The 21853-nt window shown below is 32.3% G+C and carries 17 protein-coding genes and 1 tRNA gene; 5 read left to right on the plus strand and 13 right to left on the minus strand.

The annotated features are described in order from the left end of the window. Nucleotides 1-209: 209 nt before the first annotated feature. The 3 genes from BOW57_RS19795 to era form a co-directional block, all read right to left on the minus strand. Nucleotides 210-2960 (minus strand): outer membrane beta-barrel protein, encoded by a 2751-nt coding sequence (locus BOW57_RS19795; protein ID WP_129056795.1) that lies wholly within the window; start codon nt 2958-2960, stop codon nt 210-212. A 157-nt stretch (nt 2961-3117) separates the two neighbouring features. After that, a complete protein-coding gene (gene der, locus BOW57_RS19800; RefSeq protein ID WP_089053902.1) occupies nt 3118-4425 on the minus strand; it encodes a ribosome biogenesis GTPase Der in 1308 nt (435 codons plus the stop codon). A 215-nt stretch (nt 4426-4640) separates the two neighbouring features. After that, the gene (gene era, locus BOW57_RS19805) at nt 4641-5522 is read right to left on the minus strand and encodes a GTPase Era (protein WP_089053903.1); all 882 of its coding nucleotides are present in this window, start codon (nt 5520-5522) and stop codon (nt 4641-4643) included. A 117-nt stretch (nt 5523-5639) separates the two neighbouring features. Here era and BOW57_RS19810 point away from each other — a divergent pair. From BOW57_RS19810 to BOW57_RS19825, 4 genes are all read left to right on the plus strand, one after another. Beyond that, nucleotides 5640-5712, plus strand: a tRNA-Met gene (locus BOW57_RS19810). 169 nt (nt 5713-5881) lie between these two features. Continuing rightward, nucleotides 5882-6262 (plus strand): hypothetical protein, encoded by a 381-nt coding sequence (locus BOW57_RS19815; RefSeq protein WP_129056797.1) that lies wholly within the window; start codon nt 5882-5884, stop codon nt 6260-6262. A 489-nt stretch (nt 6263-6751) separates the two neighbouring features. After that, on the plus strand, nt 6752-7798 hold the full coding sequence (locus BOW57_RS19820; RefSeq protein WP_129056799.1) for a serine hydrolase: 1047 nt from the start codon (nt 6752-6754) through the stop codon (nt 7796-7798). A 480-nt stretch (nt 7799-8278) separates the two neighbouring features. Beyond that, complete coding sequence (locus BOW57_RS19825) at nt 8279-8818, plus strand: DUF3575 domain-containing protein (RefSeq protein ID WP_129056802.1); 540 nt, start codon at nt 8279-8281, stop codon at nt 8816-8818. A gap of 149 nt (nt 8819-8967) precedes the next feature. Here BOW57_RS19825 and BOW57_RS19830 read toward each other — a convergent pair whose 3' ends face one another. The 10 genes from BOW57_RS19830 to BOW57_RS19875 form a co-directional block, all read right to left on the minus strand. Further along, complete coding sequence (locus BOW57_RS19830) at nt 8968-9501, minus strand: hypothetical protein (protein ID WP_129056804.1); 534 nt, start codon at nt 9499-9501, stop codon at nt 8968-8970. A gap of 4 nt (nt 9502-9505) precedes the next feature. Continuing rightward, complete coding sequence (locus BOW57_RS19835; RefSeq protein WP_129056806.1) at nt 9506-10054, minus strand: hypothetical protein; 549 nt, start codon at nt 10052-10054, stop codon at nt 9506-9508. Beyond that, complete coding sequence (locus BOW57_RS19840) at nt 10051-10539, minus strand: hypothetical protein (RefSeq protein WP_129056808.1); 489 nt, start codon at nt 10537-10539, stop codon at nt 10051-10053. Before BOW57_RS19840 ends, BOW57_RS19835 begins: the two co-directional genes overlap by 4 nt. After that, nucleotides 10524-12725 (minus strand): hypothetical protein, encoded by a 2202-nt coding sequence (locus tag BOW57_RS19845; RefSeq protein ID WP_129056810.1) that lies wholly within the window; start codon nt 12723-12725, stop codon nt 10524-10526. Before BOW57_RS19845 ends, BOW57_RS19840 begins: the two co-directional genes overlap by 16 nt. Continuing rightward, complete coding sequence (locus BOW57_RS19850) at nt 12718-13515, minus strand: hypothetical protein (protein WP_129056812.1); 798 nt, start codon at nt 13513-13515, stop codon at nt 12718-12720. The genes BOW57_RS19845 and BOW57_RS19850 overlap by 8 nt, the downstream gene beginning before the upstream one ends. A gap of 111 nt (nt 13516-13626) precedes the next feature. After that, on the minus strand, nt 13627-14181 hold the full coding sequence (locus tag BOW57_RS19855) for a hypothetical protein (protein ID WP_089053910.1): 555 nt from the start codon (nt 14179-14181) through the stop codon (nt 13627-13629). 959 nt (nt 14182-15140) lie between these two features. Beyond that, nucleotides 15141-15845, minus strand: a complete 705-nt coding sequence (locus BOW57_RS19860) for a hypothetical protein (protein ID WP_129056814.1) — start codon at nt 15843-15845, stop codon at nt 15141-15143. Nucleotides 15846-15996: 151 nt separating this feature from the next. Further along, entirely contained in the window at nt 15997-16809 is an 813-nt protein-coding gene (locus BOW57_RS19865; protein ID WP_129056816.1) for an SUMF1/EgtB/PvdO family nonheme iron enzyme, read from the minus strand. Nucleotides 16810-16903: 94 nt separating this feature from the next. Then, entirely contained in the window at nt 16904-17455 is a 552-nt protein-coding gene (locus BOW57_RS19870) for a GNAT family N-acetyltransferase (protein ID WP_129056818.1), read from the minus strand. Between the two features lie 385 nt (nt 17456-17840). Continuing rightward, a complete protein-coding gene (locus tag BOW57_RS19875) occupies nt 17841-19853 on the minus strand; it encodes a M13 family metallopeptidase (RefSeq protein WP_129056820.1) in 2013 nt (670 codons plus the stop codon). A 526-nt stretch (nt 19854-20379) separates the two neighbouring features. On the opposite strand from BOW57_RS19875, the gene BOW57_RS19880 reads away from it, so the two are divergent. After that, a complete protein-coding gene (locus BOW57_RS19880) occupies nt 20380-21819 on the plus strand; it encodes a S41 family peptidase (protein ID WP_164973747.1) in 1440 nt (479 codons plus the stop codon). Nucleotides 21820-21853 lie beyond the last annotated feature (34 nt).

The raw sequence follows: 21853 nt of genomic DNA on the forward strand, positions 1-21853 counted from the left end.
AATCGTAGTAATTTTAGTATTTAGTATTTAGTATTTAGTATTTAGTATTTAGTATTTAGTATTTAGTATTTAGTATTTAGTATTTAGTATTTAGTATTTACTAAATAAAAACGGGAATACTAAAATTGTATTCCCGTTTTTTTATTCTTTGTCCCTTTGAACCTTTGCTCCTTAGAAGCTTAGAATCTTAGTCCCTCAGAACCTTAAAATCAAAATCCTCTTTGTTTTCTTCCTTTTTTACTTTCTGCAAAATTTCCAATTTTATAGGCTAGAGAAAACATTACATACCTTTTTAAAACTGTATTTTCTTCATCTCGAATCGAAGTTGGCGAAATGGTTCTTGTCGCGCTTTGATTCTGATTTAAAACATCATATACTTTTACTTTTGCATATAATTTTTTATCCAAAAATCCATAAGATAAACTTGTATTCCAAAGGAAAAAATCCTTTTTAAAATCGTCCGAAATATTTGAATTATATGTGTATCCAAAATCATTTCCGAAGATTAAATTGGCAGGCCAATACGATGTTGTCTGCATATTAATTCTATGAATTACGTTTGAAGTCGCATCTCTCGAATAATTTTCATAACGTGTTTCATTATAAGATAAACTATAAGATGGCGCAATTGAAAGCACTTCTCCATAATCATAAGAAGCATATACACTTGGAGTAATTACAACTGATTTTGCATAATACAAAACCGCATTTGTAAATCCTTTATCAAAATTATAATTACCGCTTAAACGCAAACCGTATCTGATTGTGTGGGCATCTTTTTTAATCTGCTGATTCCAGTTTCCTCCAAGCGAAGCTGAATAAGTTCCTGAAATGTTTACATAAGTTGTGTTTCTTTTTCCACTGTCATCATAAATCGAGGTAGAAACAACATCATTATTATAATAATCTCCTTTAAGAAATAGACTATAACCTGAACGCGTTCTAAAATCAAAATTCTTAAAATCGATACCTGCTGTATTTTTTTCAATCGGATTTAGATTTGGATTTCCTACAACGCTATTCAGTGGATTATTTAAATCAGCAACTGGCATTAATTGTGTTGCTGACGGAAGCGCATTAGAATAATCGTATTTAAAAGTTAAGTTTTTAGAACGATTAAATTTATATCGAAGCTGTGCTGTTCCATAAGGCAGCATATATCTTTTATTCAAATCTGTAGTTTGATTTAAGTAAAAAGAATGATTATCAAACTCTACAATTGATGTTCTCGAATTTACATTAAGTGTAAATTTACTTTTCTGCCAGGAAATACCAACTTTTGGTGTAATCGAGTTTTGCTTTGATGTTGTATAATTAGTCAGCGATAAATTTAAATCTGAATATTCTTGTGATGCATCGTCAAAATTAAATGTTTTTTGATCGTTCATTGAACTCTGCCAGTCAAAATTGGTTCCGAATCTTAATCTAAGTGAATCTGTAACTGGTTCTGTATATTCTACATCAAGAGAATACGCATCGCTTTTTGATTCATTTTTTGCATTCTGATTTCTTTCATCATTTGGCTTATTATCCTGATAAAAAATAGTCTCAGAAACGTTGATTCCGTTCGAATCATTTTTAGTGTTATTGTTATTAAAAACCACACTTAAATTTCGCGATTCCTTTTCAAAAGTTTTGTTGAAATTAATACTATTGGCGAAACTCGTATTAGAACTTTCTGTATGCGATGCAGCTGTGCTTTCGTTTAAAGCGTCGCCATTTTCATTCTCAGAAAAAGTCGAAGAAGAAGAATTGCTGTTTGATTGAGATAAATTCAATTTAGGAGCAAAAACAATCTGCATAGAAGGATTGATTTTGTATTCTAATTCAAAATTGGCTTTATTTCCTGTGTTTTCATTTTTAGTTTTAGAATCCGCTTCGGTCAAAATATTTCCTGTTGGCAAGAAACTAAGCTGATTCGATTTACTTTCGTTTTTGGTCACAGCATTGGTAAAATTATAACTGCTCATAAACTCCAAATTTTTTGTCCAGTCATCAGAATAATTAATTCCAGCCAAAGTAGACTGCGTAATTCCCTTTCCTCCGCTTCCAGAACCTTGACCGCCGCCTCTTGCATTTCGTCCGCCTCCCATATTATCAAATACCTCATCCATCGAGAATCCGGTTGAGTTGATATTGTTGGATGAAGCCAGTACACTTATTTTTTGTTTATTCTTAAAAAAGTTCATCATTAAACTGCTCTCGTAACGTTCGTCTGAACCGTATCCGCCAAGCACTTTTCCGAAATAACCTTTATTTTTTTTCTCGTCGATTGTAATATTTATACTCGAATAATCTGAAGTTGATTCTTGTTTTGCCAGTTCTTCTTTTTTGGTTTTAAAATCAGAAACCTGAACTTTTTTAATAATATCAGCCGGAAGATTTTTAATGGCAATAGCTCCATCTTTATCAAAAAATGCTTTTCCGTTGACTAAAACCTGATTGACTTCTCGCCCATTTACTGTAATTTTTCCAGTATTATCAACATCAAATCCTGGCAGCTGTTTCAATAAAGTTTCTACGTTTGCATCTGGACGCACTTTATAAGAACCAGCATTAAATTCTAATGTATCTTTTTTTATAGTAATTGGCGGTGCTTCACTTTTAACTATTACTTCATTTAAAACATTTGCATTTTCAAGCATATACAGCTTTCCGAAGTCTTTACTTTCTGTAAGTCCTTTTTGTTCTTCGTAATAGGTCTGATATCCCGTATAATTTACCTTTAAGAAAACCGGTTTGTCATACTTTTTAGTATTAATAATAAAATTTCCGTTTTTATCGGTCGTAGCATATTCTATAATTGTAGAATCTTTTACAGCTGTAAAATAAACCGTAGCGAGCTCAAGAGGAAGCTGTGAATTAATATCTACCACAGTTCCTTTAACAACAATATTATTTTGTGCATTTGCCGAATAAACAAAAGCTAAAAACAATAGAAATGAATAAATTTTGGTCATAAAATTGGGTTAGTTAGATCAGTAAGACTTAAATAATTGCAAAAGGTTTAATTGTTTATTTTACATTTATTTAAATGTAATTCCGATAAAAAATTGATACTGTTATAGTATAGACACAAAACATAAAAAAATCCCCTATTCAAGGGGACTTCTTTTTTTACTTTTCTCTAATATAAATATCAATCGGAACACCTGCAAAGTCCCAGTTGTCACGAATTTTATTCTCTAAGTATCTTTTATAAGGTTCTTTTACATATTGCGGCATATTGGCAAAAAATACAAACTGAGGAGTTTGGGTTGGCAATTGCATGCAATATTTAATTTTTACATATTTACCTTTTGTAGCCGGCGGCGGGTATGCTTCAATTACTTTCAACATGTATTCGTTGAATTTTGAAGTCGAAATTCTTTGTTTTCTATTTTCAAAAACTTGAACTGTAGCTTCTAATGCTTTTAGTAAACGTTGTTTTGTTAATGCCGAAACAAACAAAATTGGCACATCTGTAAATGGCATTAATTCTTTTTTGATTCTTTCTTCGTAATCACGGCTTGACATGGTGTCTTTTTCGACCAAATCCCATTTGTTTACTAAGATCACAACACCCTTACGGTTTTTCTCAGCAAGCCAAAAAATACTTTGATCCTGACCTTCAAAACCACGAGTTGCATCAATTACTAAAATACAAACGTCAGCATGCTCAATAGCTCTTACAGAACGCATTACAGAGTAAAACTCTAAATCTTCTTTAACTTTTGCTTTACGACGGATTCCCGCAGTATCAACTAAATTAAATTCAAAACCAAAACGGTCAAATTTTGTATCAATCGCATCACGAGTTGTACCAGCAATATCTGTTACAATATAACGATCTTGACCAATTAAGGCATTGATAAAACTTGATTTTCCTGCATTTGGACGTCCTACAACTGCAAAACGAGGTAATTCTTCAGTAACTTCAACTGGTTCTTTTTCTGGAAATGCGTCAATTAAAGCATCTAATAAATCTCCGGTTCCGCTTCCTGAGATACTTGCAAACGTAAAATAATCTCCTAAACCAAGATTATAGAACTCAATTGCATCTTTCTCACGCATTGCGTTATCTACTTTATTTACAGCCAACAAAACTGGTTTTGTTACTTTGCGCAACAATTTAGCAACCGTTTCATCCATTGGTGTAATTCCTTCTTCTACATCTACCACAAAAATAATAACATCGGCTTCGTCGATAGCAAGCTCTACTTGTTTACGGATTTCACCTTCAAATACGTCATCAGATCCGCGAACGTATCCACCCGTATCAATTACAGAAAACTCTTTTCCGTTCCACTCGCTTTTACCATAGTTTCTATCACGGGTAACCCCAGATACTGAATCTACAATAGCTTCTCTTCTTTGTATCAGCCTATTAAAAAGGGTCGATTTCCCTACATTAGGTCTTCCTACTATCGCAACAATGTTATTCATTTTTTTGAATTTTAGATTCCTGATTTACAATTTTAGATTTGTTTTTTGACTAAATCACAATAAATTATAAATCTCAAATGCTTTATTTAAATTTTTTGCAAAGGTAGTTAAAAAAAGTTGCTGAGATGCTACGTTTCTGAGTACCTAAGATTTTATATTTTTTTGTTTCAAGTTTCAAGTTAAGTTTTAACGTTCAACTCGAAACATTTTAAACTCTATTGATTATAACCAAATCGTTTCAACATATTAGCGTTGCTTCTCCAGTTTTTATTCACCTTTACATAAAGCTCAATGTGAATTTGCTTTCCGAAGAATTTCTCTAAATCAACACGAGCATCCATTCCTACTTTCTTTAGAGCGGCACCTTTATGCCCAATGATAATTCCTTTTTGAGTATCACGTTCTACCATAATTACTGAACGGATTCTGATAATATTAGCATCTTCATGAAATTCCTCTGTCACGATTTCAACCGCATATGGAATTTCTTTAGCGTAATTCAATAAGATTTTTTCACGAATAGTTTCGTTTACAAAAAAACGTTCCGGTTTATCTGTTAACTGATCTTTAGGATAATAAGCTGGTGATTCTGGCAATAATTCGATAATTCTGCCAAAAACTTCAGGTACATTAAAGTTCTGTAAAGCTGAGATTGGAAAAATTTCTGCATTTGGCACTTTTTCTTTCCAAAAAGCAACCTGCTCTTCTAATTGTTCCTGATTAGAATTGTCGATTTTATTCAACAATAACAAAACTGGGATTTTAGCATAAATAATTTTATTGAAAAAAGCTTCATCTTTTAAGTCTTGCTCTCCTATTTCGACCATATAGATTAAAATATCAGCATCTTCAAAAGCCGATTTTACGAAGTTCATCATCGACTCTTGCATTTCATACGCCGGTTTTATAATTCCGGGTGTATCAGAAAGTACCAATTGAAAATCTTCGCCATTTACAATTCCTAGAATTCTATGACGTGTTGTTTGTGCTTTTGATGTAATGATAGATAGTCTTTCACCAACAAAGGCATTCATTAGTGTTGATTTTCCAACGTTTGGATTCCCGATGATGTTTACAAAACCTGCTTTATGTGACATTTGCATAATATTTTAAGGTGCAAAGGTAGTCATATCAACTCAATACAGAAAATAAAACATTTTTTTAAGTTTTCGTTGGATTTCTAAAAAATCGGCGTATCTTTGCACCCGAAACATCGCGGGATAGAGCAGTAGGCAGCTCGTCGGGCTCATAACCCGAAGGTCACAGGTTCGAGTCCTGTTCCCGCTACTAAGTAAAGCTTCAGAGAAATCTGAAGCTTTTTTGTTTATCTTAGATTTACTTAAGTTTGATGCAGATTACGGATGCGAAGTCGGAGACATTCGTACAGCTTTTCATAAGGCACTCTTCAGAGAGCTGGCGCCTACGCCAGCAAAAAAAACAAATACGGTAATAGACTATGAAAAATGGTAAGATTGTAATTACAATGATGATATTGGGACTTATTTTCTCATTATATTTTTTCTCAGTAGATTCAAAATCACAAAAGGAATTAATTGAAATTAATACTGCAACTAGTGTCAAAATGAAAATAAAAGTTGCATACAATGAACGAGGAATTTATATTTTAAATGATAAGTTTTTTGTCCGTAGCGATACTTATATTTTAGGAAATGACTATTCGATATCTAAAGACAAGGCTATTTGGAGACCTACAAATAAAAAATACATACCTAGGATATCCGACATTTCTGCTCCTTTTGAAATTTATAAAAATAAAAATAGTGACACATTAACTCTTATAAAAGACAATAAAAAATTCATCCTATTACTTGAATAATATTCGAACCTAATTTAATATTATTTGATATTTATTTTATATAAATCATCCTGAAAATGGTTCGAAAATTGTCCCGTTAGGGCTACTAAGACAAAGCTTCAGAGAAATCTGGAGCTTTTTTTGTTTTCTACCTTTCTGATTCTCTTTGTGGGCACAGATTGCAAATCTGCGCTATCGTTGTCTACATATCGGAGCGATCAGGGTTAGTTCAAAATTCTCCTTCTTTACTGCCTTAAAAAAAAACTACAGGACTAACTCCTGCAGAATATCAAAAATCCTCCCTAAAATGAGTTCAATATTATAGAATTGAACTCCTATCTTATAAATTAAAACCTCGAAACAATCTGCATTCGGGATATTTGCACTTATTATTAATAATCTTAAAAAATGATAAAAGCATCGAAAGTTATAATACAAAGCATTTTCATCTTCTTTCTTCTCTCAGCTATTTAACCCTTTAATCAGGGAATTAAACTATAAATTACGACAATGAAATATTTAACCACTATTTTGTTTTTTACATTACTTGCCTGTAAAAGTGCTCATCAAACCAAGAAACAAAGTGTTGAAAATGCAATTACAAATAATGCTGTTCAGTTATTAGAAGACAAACGATTTCATTCTGTTTCCGTTGCAGTGCTTAAAGATGGAAAAAGCACAATAAAACATTTTGGTGAACTAACTATCGGAAAAGGAAATAAACCAAACGATTCTACACTATATGAACTGGCTTCTGTAACTAAAACTTTTACAGGATATATAGCTGCGAAAGCCGTACTTGACAAAAAAATAAATTTAGATGATGATATTAGAATCTACCTTGATGAACCTTATCCTAATCTTGAGTTTAAAGGTGAGCCTATAAAAATCAGACACCTCATCACCCATACAAGTGGATTTCCTAATTTCCCTATAAAAAGCGAAAATAAAAAAGCTTTTTTTGAAGGATTAAAACTAATCAAAATTGAAACAAAACCTGGAGAAGTATATTACTATTCAAACACAGCTCCGGAGTTGACAGCATATATACTTGAAAAAGTGTATCAAAAGCCTTTTGAGGAATTGGTAAGTGAATTTGTTTTGAAACCAAATAAAATGAACGAAACCAAGTTTGCACTAAATGAAAATGATAGAACAAAATTAGTAAAAGGTTACAACGATAAAAACGAGTTAATGCCTAACTTCACTAGGACTTTATGGGGTGGAATTTCGGGATTGCATTCTACGACTACGGATTTAGTGAAATATATGAAATTGCAACTAGACAAATCAAATCCTATTGTAAACGAATCTCATAAAAAATTATACAAAGAAGGTTCTGATTTTTGGGAAGGCTATCATTGGTACATCATAGAAAATGATGACGAATTAATTTATAGACATCACGGAGGTATATACGGAATGCAGAATTGGTTTGTGATCTATCCAAAACAAAATATAGGAATATCCATATTGACAAACACCAGCTTTAATGAAACAGGCGAAATTTTAGAAAAAGTAGTTGATAAATTGTATGATGATATAAATAAAAAATAAATAGCGCATAACAACTAAGTGCTAAATTCGAGTTTAGTTTCTGGATTGAACTTTAATGCAAAACTGAACATTTTCGCTTCAATGTCCACCAGTTAGCCAAGCTGCAAACCGCTTGGATTTAAATCAAGTCAATTTATATTATTTTTTTAATTATTAATTTTAAGATGTTAATGCAAAAATCGCATAATAACCTCAATAAACTAGTTAGATAATTGACCGCTCCTGTTACTAAGACAAAGCTTCAGAGAAATCTGGAGCCTTTTTTTGTTTATACCTTGATTCTCTTTGCGGGCGCGAAATCACGAGACATTCGGACAGCTTTCCCCAAGAAATCTTCGAAGAGCGGGGTTACAAGCCAGACGCCAAATGAATATAAAACCACAAGCAAATAGGTACCAATTTATACAGTTTTGAGCTTTTGAGACCTTTTCTAATTTTTCTTATATGAATTTTGGATTTAAATAATTCAAAGCACTTTTTATGAAAAAAAACTTTTTACTACTGATCATTTTATTTGCCTTTTATTCTGCCAATGCTCAAAATGGAACTGATCTTTATCAGAAAAATAATGAAATTAAATTAAATGCTCTTGCTCCTTTATGGCAATCTTTTCAGGTTGGTTATGAAAGACATTTAAATCATAATTCGTCATTAGGAATTTCTTTTTATTATGTGTTTGACAATAAAAAGAATGAAAAGGATTTAAATTATTCAATATCTCCGTATTACAGAAGATATTTTGGTAAAAAATACGCATCAGGCTGGTTTGTTGAAGGATTTGGAATGCTGGCTTCAACAGATGGCAAAAAAATATACGCTTCAGAAGATCATTCTATATATACTGAAAATCCCGACGTTATTAATTTTGCTCTCGGTGCCGGCGGAGGCTGGAAATGGGTCAGTAAAAGCGGATTTCTTTTTGAAGCAAATATTGGTTATGGTGGTATATTAATCAATGCAGATAAAACAGATCATACTATTGTTGCAAAATTTGGGCTTAGTGCTGGATATAGATTTTAATAAAACTTATGATTCAATCTAAAAAAACGTCAAATTCTTACGACAACTTTATTAAAATCATCCATAAACTGGTTAGATATTTGAATGCTTCCCACTACTAAGACAAAGCTTCAGAGAAATTCTGAGGCTTTTTTTATATCTGACGTTTTTTATTGCGGACCAATAGTAAATACAATACGAGCAGTGTAGTTATCAACCGGAGTTGTAACAGACACTCCGCGTACTCGAAGGTTTAAACCAATATTAGTTACTTCTGCTAATGATAAAACAGCAACTACTCTAAATAACTCTGTATCATTTGTAAGAACCTCCTGATAGGGCGTCGCTTGATTTGGAGTCATACTACAAAGCACACATAATCCTGATCCGTTATTTAGTTTTCTTACATCAATTTTCAGAGCATTATTCCAGGTAGGATTGGGTTCATATCGTACTGAAATCTTACCTGTACCTAAAAGAAGCGGCACTGTCAAATTTAAACTCATTTGAGTAGAGGTACTTTCATAGGTTCCTGCATAATCAGATCCTGCTTCTATAATGGTTGGAACAACAGGACTCCAATCTGTACCTACTACTGTAATCGTTTGAGATTTAGCGGCTATACACACCAATAAAGTGCCCACTAAAAGCAATAACCTTAAAGATACATTTATTCGATTTTTTATACAGGAATGTTTCGCCATCTTTTTAGTTACTAATAGTATAGGTTATCGTAATTATTTTACTAGTTGTTTGTACCAATTTCTTATAATCATCAACTTCTAAAGAAATATTCAGCAAATGTCCGTTATTAATACCATTTCCCGTATAAGCACCGCCAATACCCGTTATAATTGTAGTAGGCGAAGTGGTTAGTGTAACTTTACCGGCGGAAGTTCCAAGAGTACCTCCGCCACTACCAGTAGCAGCTGCAGCTTGAAGTTTTACAAATAGTCCCGCAAAGGACTGATCAATTTGAGCACTAATAAATCTTGAAGGCGTTGTTGTTCTTTTAGCAGAAGTATAGTTTAACCATTTTGTGGTATTAACAGCAGGAATCGTCAGCGGACGACCTGCTTCTGTTGGAGCCAAAAAGTTAAAAGAAATAGCAGTCATACTTGGTTCAACATCGAGTAATGCAACTTCCGAAAGATTTATATTAATATTACGGCTTCCAGATGTTTGCGCTGAAAGAAAAAAAGTACCACAAAAAAACAGTAATACCGCAAAAACAAATTGAATTGAATTAAAAATCATTTTTTATCTTTTGAAGTGTTAAAACCTACTTTCATTGGTTTTTGCAAATATTTTATTTCTTTCTCTGTTTTACTTATCTTAATCTGAACTTGTTTTTCTTCATTAGGGTTAAGTGTTAAATTTATTTCATCAGTAAGAATTTTATATTTGCTGTCTAATGCGTTGCGATATACCTTTAACTTCCAATCTCCTGGTCTTAGGTATGTAAAATCAAAAGGCTTGGTTATTTTACATATTTTTCTAAAAACCTGATTATCTGATATTATTTCAACAATTATACTTTGTTCTTTGTCGACAATATCTTTGTCATCGAGTATTATAGTTCCTTTAATATTTGAGGCTTTTGTAATACCAAAATCGAGATAATTTCCTCCTTCTGCTATTGTGACTTTAGCAGGAATATCAATATCTGTAATATCTTTTACCCCCAATGTTCCTTGTTCTATCTCAAGAAAATAAGTATCTGGTTTTACATTTTTAAACAAAAATAACCTCGTTCATCAGTAATAGCTGAGTAAGGCCCCAAATGAAGTTTTACACCTTGTATTTGTGCACTCTCTAAAGTAGTGATATTTCCTTCAAAAAAACCATACTCTTTGACTTTTTTAATAGGCGCATAAATATCCAGTGCATACCGTACAGAAAATGAAAAATCTTTATTCTCTAGTTGCTTTTGTGCTAAAGCATATCGAGAAAGTATGTTTATTTGCTGTCTTGGTGATATTCTGTAATTTAATGCCAGTTCCAGGAGATTTCTATCTCTATAGTATTCCTCAAGATAATATGTATTTTGATAGAATAAACTCAGATACCATCGATCATCAATAGTCGCATTTATACGTCCTCCATATAAAAACAGCTTCTCATCCTTTGCTGCATATCGACTCACAGTAGAATAACTGCCATAAAGGCTTATAGAATTTCGCTTGTAATTATAGCTGACGTTTGCAGTTTGTATTGATGTTTTACCCGTTGAATTAATCAAAAAATTGGTTGTTTCTGCGAAAAACATTTGAAAATTGACCGAAAACTTATAAATATCTTGAGTTAATTCGATACGATTAAATCTTTCTTTATAAAAAAACTGTTTATGCTCCATTCTGTCTTCATATTCCTGCGTTCCGCTAAACAAAGAAACCGCACCACTTTTTAAATAGTTATAACGTATTCCTACTTGGAAAGCTTCTCTAAATGGAGCCGCACCATAGAGTGTATCTCTTTCAAAATTTCTCGCATCCTTTTGATAATTAGCAGAAAGGTTCAGTTTGGGTAAAATCCGATAATTAACGTTGGAAGTAAAAAATTGCGTATCTGTATAATAACCAGAAAAATGAGGAGATGCATATATATAACTCGCACTAACATTTAAATCATTAAAATAAGTCTGAGCTTGCAGCTGCCATGCAGTTCCTTGTGTTTTTTCATTATTACTTACAGCATATTCTCCTTGTATACCAATTTTATCAAAAATATTTGTCTCACCAGAAACATAATGCAAATGATCCTCCTGATCAATATCTTTTCGTTTCAGTAAATATCCGTAGCGTATATTATTTTTGGCATTAAAGTTCACTTTAGCATAAACATTAATCTCTTCTTTAATATCTTTAAAAAAACGTGGTTTATTGTAAAAACCACCTACCTCTAATTTCTTGTATTTTTGTCTTAGTTCTACACCTCTTCCATACCTCGAAAACTCGGTCAAAAATGACGAATAAAAGATCTTATCTCCTAAATGAGCATAAAAATTATTGGATTTATAATTAATAAAATATTCTTCATACTGAGAAAAGACAGTTAATCCGAAACGATCTGGACCGATTGCCCTAAATTCAAGAAATTTTGTATTCTCTTCATTTAAAGCTCCTCTTCCATAAATTTCTCCCTGAAAACCAGAGTCATAGTCATTTCGCTGCTGCGTCCCAATATACGTTGCTGCAACTCTAATAGGAAAACGAAGCCAGACATCTTCATTTACCGGAAAAGCGGGAATAACATTTGTAATCTGCGAGGCAAAAACAGATTGCGTAGTGTCGCTTTTTATAGAAGCTGTAAGTTTAATTAAGTTTTGTGACGGTTTGGGTTGTTTAAGATCAGTAGATTGATATGCGTTTATTGTTGCCGCCATCCCAGGTAATAACAAAATAGGATTATCTCCTTTTACAAAAGTTGCTGCAGAAGTCTCGATAAAGATATTTTCTTCAACGTTTCCCTCATTTTTTAGAATAAAAAAGCTATGAATAGTATCTCCAGCTTTTACATAGCTTGGCGTAGAAATAACATCTAATGTTATCCGCTGTACTTGACTTACGATTAACGCAAAATCTTGAGAATACAAAATAGCATTTGTTGTATCATTAATAATTAAATGCATGCTGTCTTTACCTTTTGATGCATTAATTGGTACTTGAATAGCAGCTAAATATATTTTAGTTTCATTTGCAGCTAAATCAAGTTCATAAGGAGCCGCAGCTAAAATCCAGCCTTTTGGAAGCGTGACTTTTGGAGTAACCAAAATATCTTTTGAAAATGGATTAGTAATCTTAAAAACCAATGTTTGTACTTTTCCCGGAGTAAGAAACTCATTCTGGTTTACTAAATTAACCGCAAGGTTTTGCGCCTGAAAAAAATAAGGAATAATGAATAATAATATAATTATTATTTTATTCATTTGGTATATTTAGTTCAACATTTATTCCAAAAACATGATCATCACTACTACTCGCGAGTATCGAAGCATTATATTTTCCAGCGGGAACTGAACTTAAATCTATAGTAAACAGCTTGGAATTGTTAGGCAATAAACTCATTATATCGCTCTTGAATTTTCCTTTATTACTACCGTCTTTACTGTCAAATATCTCGATGGAGGCTTCAACAAGATGAAATACTTCTCCATTATTTGAAATTGAAAGTTCTAAAATATTCTTTCCGGTAATTTTCTTTAAATCAATAGCATCAAAAGTCATTAAAGCATTTGCTGGTTTTTCATTTGTGGTAATGATCTGAATGCTATAACGAATTAGTGTTCGCAGTTGAATACCATTTTTGACATTATTGGGCACAATATCATCAACAGGTTCGACCATTACAACGCTCCAAAAACTGCCGCCAGGAGTGTTTTCTGGAATAATGATTTCATAAGATACACTTGCCTTACCTTTACCTTCTATTTTTAATAAATCAGTATTTAATTTAATCCATTTTAAATTACTCCTCTTATTTTTTCCATAATCTTCATAAAATGAAGTACCTGTCGCATTATAGCTGTAGTCTTGCTGATAAAGCCTTACATTTTGAGGAGCATTGGAAGTGTTTTCAATTGTGATAATTCCTTTTTGCAGTGTTCCTTCTTTTAGTCTGTAATTATGCGTCAAACCATTGGTAATAACAATACTTGCGAATAAATTAGTATGCGCAAAGAAAACTGCAATAAAAAAGAGTGCTTTTTTTAAAGTCATTATAGTAGGTATTTAAGATATTCTGGTAGTTTGGGGGAAACAAAAAAAGTGCCTCTGATTTTAAGTAAGCGACACTATTTTTGTTCAAAGATCTTGTAAAAAATACTGCTTTTAGTTTTCAGCAATAGTATAAGTAACTGTTACCGAAGGCGTAGAGGCAAATAAACCTGTGTAATTATTAGCATGTAATGAATAAGTCAAATTGTGTCCGTTTGAAGCACCATCTCCAGTATATGAAGCTCCAATTGCTGATACAATTTGCTGGTCAGCAGCAGTAAGAGTAATTGCACTGCCGGCAATAGTTCCCAGTGTTCCTCCTCCATTTGATCCAGTAGCTGTAGCTGCCTGAACTCTTACATCTAATCCGGGTACAACTGCATCCATTTTGACAGATACTTTAGCCGTTTTTGCACTTGCTGTTGGAATGTAAGAATAATTGAGCCACAAACTAGCATTGTTAGCAGGAGCTACAATAGGCAGACCTGCCTCTACGGGAGCAGTAAAAGCCATCGTAATATTTTTTGATAACGCTGGTTCAATATCCACAATGGCGACTGTGGGAATTGTAATTCCTACTGTGTGAAAATCTGTTCTAGTGTCTTGAGCATGGGCTTTGCCAAAAACAACCATAAAAAATACAACCGATAAAATGTTAAATTTTTTCATACGAAATGTTTTATATTTTATATAAATTTATAAAATTTTCAAACATATACCAATAAAATCTTACAGTTTTAGTACATTTTTTTACTTAACGATCTTCAACTTCCAATTTTATGTGTATTAGCCGTAATAATGATTAACAATACCATTACTACAAATTTAAAAAAACATCATTGCCCCTTTTACAAAATCTGTTAAGTGAATCTATATCGATTACAAGTCATAAAAAAACATTTTGCTGTATCTATTTTAATAGAAAAGATTAAGCTGGCAATAGTATAAAGCATTGCTGAAAGCAAAAAATATCATTACTCTATTTTGTAAGATCTAGAGAAAAATTTACGACCCGAAAGTAACGGATTTGCTTATCTTGTTCTAAATTAATTTTACACAAGAAGTAAAAATATGGAACGATAATTCTGCTCAAATTGAATATACCATCTAATAAAGAAGCTTCTATGAGATACTTTTTTATCTTTGAAATTAAGACTTTTTAGTCTGGACTTTGTTTTTAATAACATTCATTTTGGAACAGAAAACAGAACAAGGAAGAAATGTAAAAAAGACTCCGAGAAATCTGAAGTTTTTTTGTTTTTACAGCTTTTCAAATTGAAATTAAAAAAATATAAAAACTAGATATGCAGATTGACACGAAATGCTAACAATTAAGATTTTGGTGATTTTTTAATTATTTTTTTCCATATAAGAACAAAAATTAATGAAGTTACTGCCAAGATAAAAAACATATTACTAAAGGTAAATTCCGATGTAACAGTTGTAAAAATATAATCGGTATGCTGTTCAGGAATAAATCCTCCTTTAGTTTTCGAAAAATCTTGCTGAGATGTGTCATAACCTTTTCTGCTAAAATACTGAAGACCAAAATAACACAATAGAAAGATTGAAATTAGAGTTATAACGAAATAAAGAATTGTTTTGTTTCTCATAAATTTAAATAAAGATTAATCGACTCTATTTTTATTTTTCTTTGTATCATAATTATCAATAAAAGCTGAAAGTTCAAATAATGGTGTTAATTGATTTAAGTCTTCTTTCCTTGTTGGCATATTATGAAAATCATAATTATCTACTTGTGTCATAAATTTGTATTCCCCAACCAAATTATCTAACAATACCGAGCCGCCATAAAATATTTCGTTATAATTTTCTTTATTAATTCCGGGAGAATATATTATCAATTGTAAGCTATCATTCTCAACTATTGGAAAAAATTTCATTTTAGAAGGCTCCAATTTCAACTGATCCGACAAGTAAATAATCTCCGTTGCTAACTTCTTATCTTTCTTTTGTCTAAAAGCTATAAATTTCCAGCCTTTAATTTTTGGAGATTTTTCTACCATTTTCTGCACGGTTGGTATTAATTGCTTTACACCATCTGCAGAAATGGTTAAAGATTTAATTCCATTTTTTATTGACTTCACTTCAAATGCGAGTCCACCTTCAATTGTGCTTGCATGGTTTAAAATTTCTTTTAAGACTTCATCATTATTTGTTACTTTACTAAATCTTTTTTCATTTGCCACAAACCAATTCCAAAACAACCTGATCTGTTTATCCTTTAATTCTGCTGTATTTTCCTGTTCTATTTTTTTGTTACAACCGGCAATTGATATAAATAAGATCAAGTATATTAGTATGTTTTTCATTTTATATCACAACATTTTTATAGTAAAACAAATATAAAAATACTAATAGACATGTAAACAAAAAATTGAATCTACAATATCTAATGAAGCTCCAACCACTTTTTTTATGATAGCTTTTTATAATAACTAATTGGATGAGCGGCGGTTCTTTTTATTTACTTTTTGCGATTCTAAACCCAAAACCGTCATTTCTTGTGTCTTTTGGAGATTGGTATCTCACTTCGGGCATATGAATTCCATATTCTAATGGTTTTCCATCTGTACTTTGGGTTTCGTAAAACCAGCTAACGCCTTTCGAAATTTTATATTTTCCTTCTCCTTCTATTGGTCCTTGAGGATTCTGTTTGCTTACCAAGCTATCCTTTTCAGGATTATACCAATCAGAAACCCATTCACCAACATTTCCAGTCATATCATGAATTCCTAATTCATTAGGTTTAAGAAGTCCAACTTTATGAAAAATGCTGTCTGAGTTTTCTTTTACCCAACCAATCTCGATTGGATTATTGCTGCCGCTATATTTGTAGTTTTTAGTTTTCTTTCCTCCTTTGGCAGCATATTCCCACTCTGCTTCTGTTGGCAATCTTCCTCCTGCCCATTTTGCATAGTCATTTGCTTCATCCCAAGTTGCAAGCATTGGATTATTATCTATCCATTTATAATATACCTTTTTTCCGTAGGCATTTTCAATAGGTGCGTCAGGCATTTTTCTACCTGTTTTTTTACAAAACTCTTTAAACTGCTTAACCGTTATTTCATATTTACTTATGTAAAAGTTATCAAGTTCAACCATTCGGTGTGGACTTGTAAAACCATTTATTGTGTCACCTTTGGGAGTAATGATAATTTGGTTTTTGCCTTGCTCAAAAGTCCCTCCTTCTACAAGAATCCAGTCAATATTGTCTTCTTTACAGGAAGTGATTGCAAAAAATCCAAGAAAAATTATAACTATTTGTGTTTTCATACTATCTGTTTAAAATTACTTCCAAAATGTGTAGAAAAATGCTAGTGCTAACTGATAGAAACTGCCGTTAGAAGTTCGGGCCTTTTCTACTTTCTTATTCATTCTTTATTAAATTATCTTTTACTTTAGCATAAATATCAAGACTTATAAACTTGTCATTTTTAATTTCGCAGTCTTTCATAGTTCCTTCGTATTGAAAATCAAGTTTAGCCATTGCGTTTTTACAATTCGTATTTTCCGACTCAACAAACCCTTCAATTCTGTTAAGGTCTAAATTTTCAAATCCATAATTACAAATTAAGGGCATTGCTTCTTTCATAATTCCATGCCCCCAAAAATTTGGAATTAACCAAAAACCGATTTCTGCTTTTTTATGTTCTTTACTTACATTATTTAATCCACCCGCACCGTAGAATGTTTTGTTATCAGTCGAACAAATAGCAAACCAAATTCCCGTTTCATTTTTTTCTAGGTCAGCAAAAAAAAGCATTTGCTCTTTAGTTGCTTCCAATGTTTGAAAACTCACTCCATAATATTTAATAACTTCCGGATGTGAAAGTCCTTTGAAAACATTTTCAAGATCACTATCTGCAAATTGCCGCAGTAAAAATCTTTCTGTTTTTATAGTTGGAAATTCTTTCTTCATGATTTTTTGTATCTTTCTGATTATCTGTTTTAGTCTTCAAATACTGAACGCTAACTTATCTATATGTAAGACAAAACCATAAATATCCATCCAAATGTGGATAGACATATATAATAAATTTCACACATCTTTGACTTTCAAATATATAATTTTTTCTATACAAACTATCAAAAGGATTTTCAGTTTGATTGCTATTTATTGACACTTATAGAACTGGTTGTGAAAGCAAAAAGAAGAGAAAAATTTAAGATGTGCATTCTAAAATATTGTAATAATCAAAGATAATTTGGTTAGTCATTTGAATACTTCCTACTAATAATAAAAAAGCTTCAAATTTCTCTGAAGCTTTTCTTGTTTTTAAATGAATGTCAGCGTGAGCAAAACGCTACCAAATCGTTATTCTATCTTTCTCTGGTAAAAACATTTTATCACCAGGTTTTAAATTAAATGCATTGTAAAAAGGTGTCGTATTCATTAAAGGACCGTTAACACGCCAATTTGGCGGCGAATGCGGATTATTGTTGATCCATAAACGCAAGAACTCGTCTTTCATTTTTACTCTCCATATTTTGGCTATAGAAATAAAGAAGCGTTGGTCTGGAGTAAAGCCGTCGATTTTTTCATTCCCTTTTCCTTGTTCTGTCATTTTAAAAGCATCATAGGCAACTGCTATTCCAGCAATATCTGCCGTATTTTCGCCAACTGTCATTGCGCCGTTAATATGTAAATCCCCCAAAACAGTATAGGTACTGTACAGATTGATAACCTGTTGTATTCTAGATTTAAACTGCGCGTAATCCTCTTTTGTCCACCAGTTTTTCAGGTTTCCATCCTTGTCATATTGCGCACCTTGATCATCAAAAGTATGGGTTATTTCGTGGCCAATAACCATTCCGATACCTCCATAATTAAGCGCATCATCTGCATTATTATCAAAATATGGGGCTTGTAAAATCCCTGCAGGAAAAACAATTTCATTTGCAGTAGGATTATTATATGCCGTAACTGTTGGAGTTGTAGTATACCATTCTGATTTATCAACTGGTTTGCCCAATTTTGCCAATTGAAACTGATATGCAGCCGCAGCTGCCGAAACCATATTTTCAAAATAGGTGTTTCTAGCTATGTGTACATTGCTATAGTCTCTCCATTTATCTGGATATCCTATTTTCTTAGTAATGGCAAATAATTTTTCTTTGGCTTTTTGTTTCGTAATAGGACTCATCCATTCTAATTTGTCAATTCTTTTGCCGTATGCTTTTTGTAAATTATTCACGAGAATTAACATGCGTTTTTTAGCATCTTCTGGAAAATATTTCTTTACATACAATTCTCCCAGCGCATCGCCTAAGTAATTATCAACAACATTAGCCATTTTTTCTCCGCGTGATTTTTGAACAGCTTGACCAGAAAGCACTTTGGTGTACTCAAATGAGGCATCTACAAAGGGTTTACTTAAATCATCTGCATATCTTTCTATAGCATTTGCTTTCAAGTAAATTTTCCAATTATTAATAGGAATGGTTTTTAAGAGCTTATTTAGAGCGTCATAATAGGCTGGCTGACTTACATTAATAAAATCGGTTTTAGCTCCTAAATTATTTAAAAAAGTATTCCAATCTATGTTCGGATGTCTTTTTACAAGATCTGTTACAGCCGTTTTATTATAATTTGCCTGCACATCTCGAAGTTCAACTTTTGTTTTATGCGAACCAGCAATTTGTTTGTCTATATCGTAAACTAAATCAGCATTCTTTTTAGCCTCTTCGGCACTGCTGCCTGTTTGTTGAAATAATGCAGTAAGGTATTTTTTGTATGATTCCTGTATTGCAGCAGTCGATGAATCTGATTTGAAATAATAATCCCTGTCAGGCAAGCCAATCCCAGTTTGATAAAGTTGAGCAATGTTCATGCTGCTATTTTTATCATCAGGTGACACTCCAAAAGCTATAATAGAAGAATTGCCTGCTTTTTCTTCATTAGCTACAAATTTCATTAACGACGGTAAATCACTAATGGCTTCAATTTTAGCAAGCAAGGGGTTAATTGGTGTATAACCACGTTTATCAATGGTTACAGTATCCATACCTGATGCATAAAAATCGCCTACTTTTTGCGCTATACTTCCTGCTGAATTCTCACTTTTAGAAATACTGTCTAATATTCGCTGCAAACGCATTCGCTGTGGGAAATTCATAAACATATAGGCGCCTACTCCAGCTTGAGATGGCGGTATTGATACAGAATCGTACCATTTGCCATTTACATATTTAAAAAAGTCATTACCAGGTGTCAATGTAGAGTCTATTCCAGTGATGGCAACATTTTTTTTCTCCTGATGTTTTGAACACGCTGTAAAAGCTAAGAATGCAATAAAGAGCACTAAGGATTTTTTCATAAGCTAGATGGTTTCTATTAAAATAAACACAAAAACGTTTAAAAAAAGTTGTTTTAAAATGGATATGCCTGGCATAGTTAATTTTAGCAGAACAATATACGAATTCAGTTTTTAATTCTAAAGTTTTTTATCAAATCCAAAGTAAAGACAAATGCCGCAGACTCTTGCATGAGAACTTTTTACAAACAAAAACTAAATACTTATTAATCAAAACACTACAATCCTATCCTATTTATTTTCATTGCTTTTCATTAAATCTCTTTGCATCATTTTTCTTTTATTGTAATGCAATTTTATCTTACTTTTATCACAAGAATGCCACTAAAAAAATAAAGTAAAAAATGATTGCCAACAGCGAATATTAAACTCCAAAAATTAACCCCTAAACCTTAACCTATAGCTAATGTACTACATGAATAACAAAAATCTGATCCCCTTTTTTATACTATTATTTTTCTTGTCCTGTAAAATTCAGGCGCAAGGACTTGATAAGAACACGAAGGATAGTTTAATGATCTACAATAAAATGCTTTCAGAAAAACAGATGCATGAGGATCTTAAACTACTTCTTGCTATAAATGAAAAAGCAAATTCTGGCTTATATCAATACCGTTCTAAAAAACAAATAGACAGCATTTACAATGCAGCTATTAAAAACATTAAAAACCCCATGAGCGTTACTGAGTTTTACAAAATAATGCTTCATCTGGCAGATTATGAAGGAAGTGTACATAACTATACTATCCCTGATCTGAATTTAATAAATTTTTTAAATCGGCAGAAATCATTTTTCCCTTATCCTCTTATCTATATTAACGGACAAATTATTTTCGATGGTCAATCAGCAGACATACCTGCTGGTTCGAGGATAAGAAGCATAAACGGGATAAATGACACACAATTGATGCGCTCTTTTTATAAATATTATACGGCGGATGGTCATAATATAACAGAAAAGTTATCGGCAAGCGTAAATAAATCGTTTGGGATAAACTATCTGCTGGAATATGGTCTTTGCAATGAATTCATTATAGAATACAATGCACCAAAATCTGAGTCTCTTGAAAAAAAGGTACTTTCTGCAGTAACACTGAAGCAAAGAGAAACAAACATTAAAAATAGATTTAGTGCTCCTGTTACTGATTTGATAGATTACAAAAAGCAAGCTCCTTATAGCTTTAGCATGCTTAATCCCGCTGCAGGTTTATTAAACCTAAGATGGTTTGGCATGGCATACGGATCTGATGATCCTAAGTTTCAAACGTATGTTCAATTTTTGGACAGCGTTTTTACAAAACTGGACAAAAACAAAGTTGCTAATCTGATAATTGATGTTAGAAATAATCCAGGCGGAAGTGATCCTAACTTTGAACAACCTGTAATGTACCTTACAGATAAGCCATTCAAAGAAAATGTAGAGGCGACCATAATCTTTGACCCCAACTTTTTGCCTTTCGAGAAATATTTCTGGGGCGTTTCGACATCAGAACGCATGGATAGTATTACCAAAAAAATGGGAAAAGAATACTTAAAAGATGTGTATCCGGTTTTCAAAAACAATATAAGTGTGCAAAACCAAAAATACAATCCAGTTTATTATCCCAAATCACCAAGATTTAAAGGCAAAATTTATCTTTTGATTAATGAAAATGTGGCATCGGCAGCTTCACATTTTGCTTCTCTGGTAAAAGCATATGTTGAAAATGTTACCATAGTTGGTGTAGAAACCGTAGGCGGTTACTATCGTCACAACGGACATTCGCCACTAGTCTATGAACTTCCCAATTCAAAGATAAAAACACAATTTTCAATTGTAAATCTGGTTCAGGATGCCCCAAAGAAGGATAACCAGCCAGAAGGTCACGGCATTATGCCTGATCATGAAGTATGGCCTTCTCTAGATGACTTTTTTCAACATAAGGATTCGCAAATGGAATTTACGCTTAAACTTATAGAAATTAAATAATTTGTTTTTTATACTTAAAAAAAACAACAAAAAA

Source organism: Flavobacterium sp. YO64 (assembly GCF_004119505.1).
GTDB lineage: Bacteria > Bacteroidota > Bacteroidia > Flavobacteriales > Flavobacteriaceae > Flavobacterium > Flavobacterium oncorhynchi.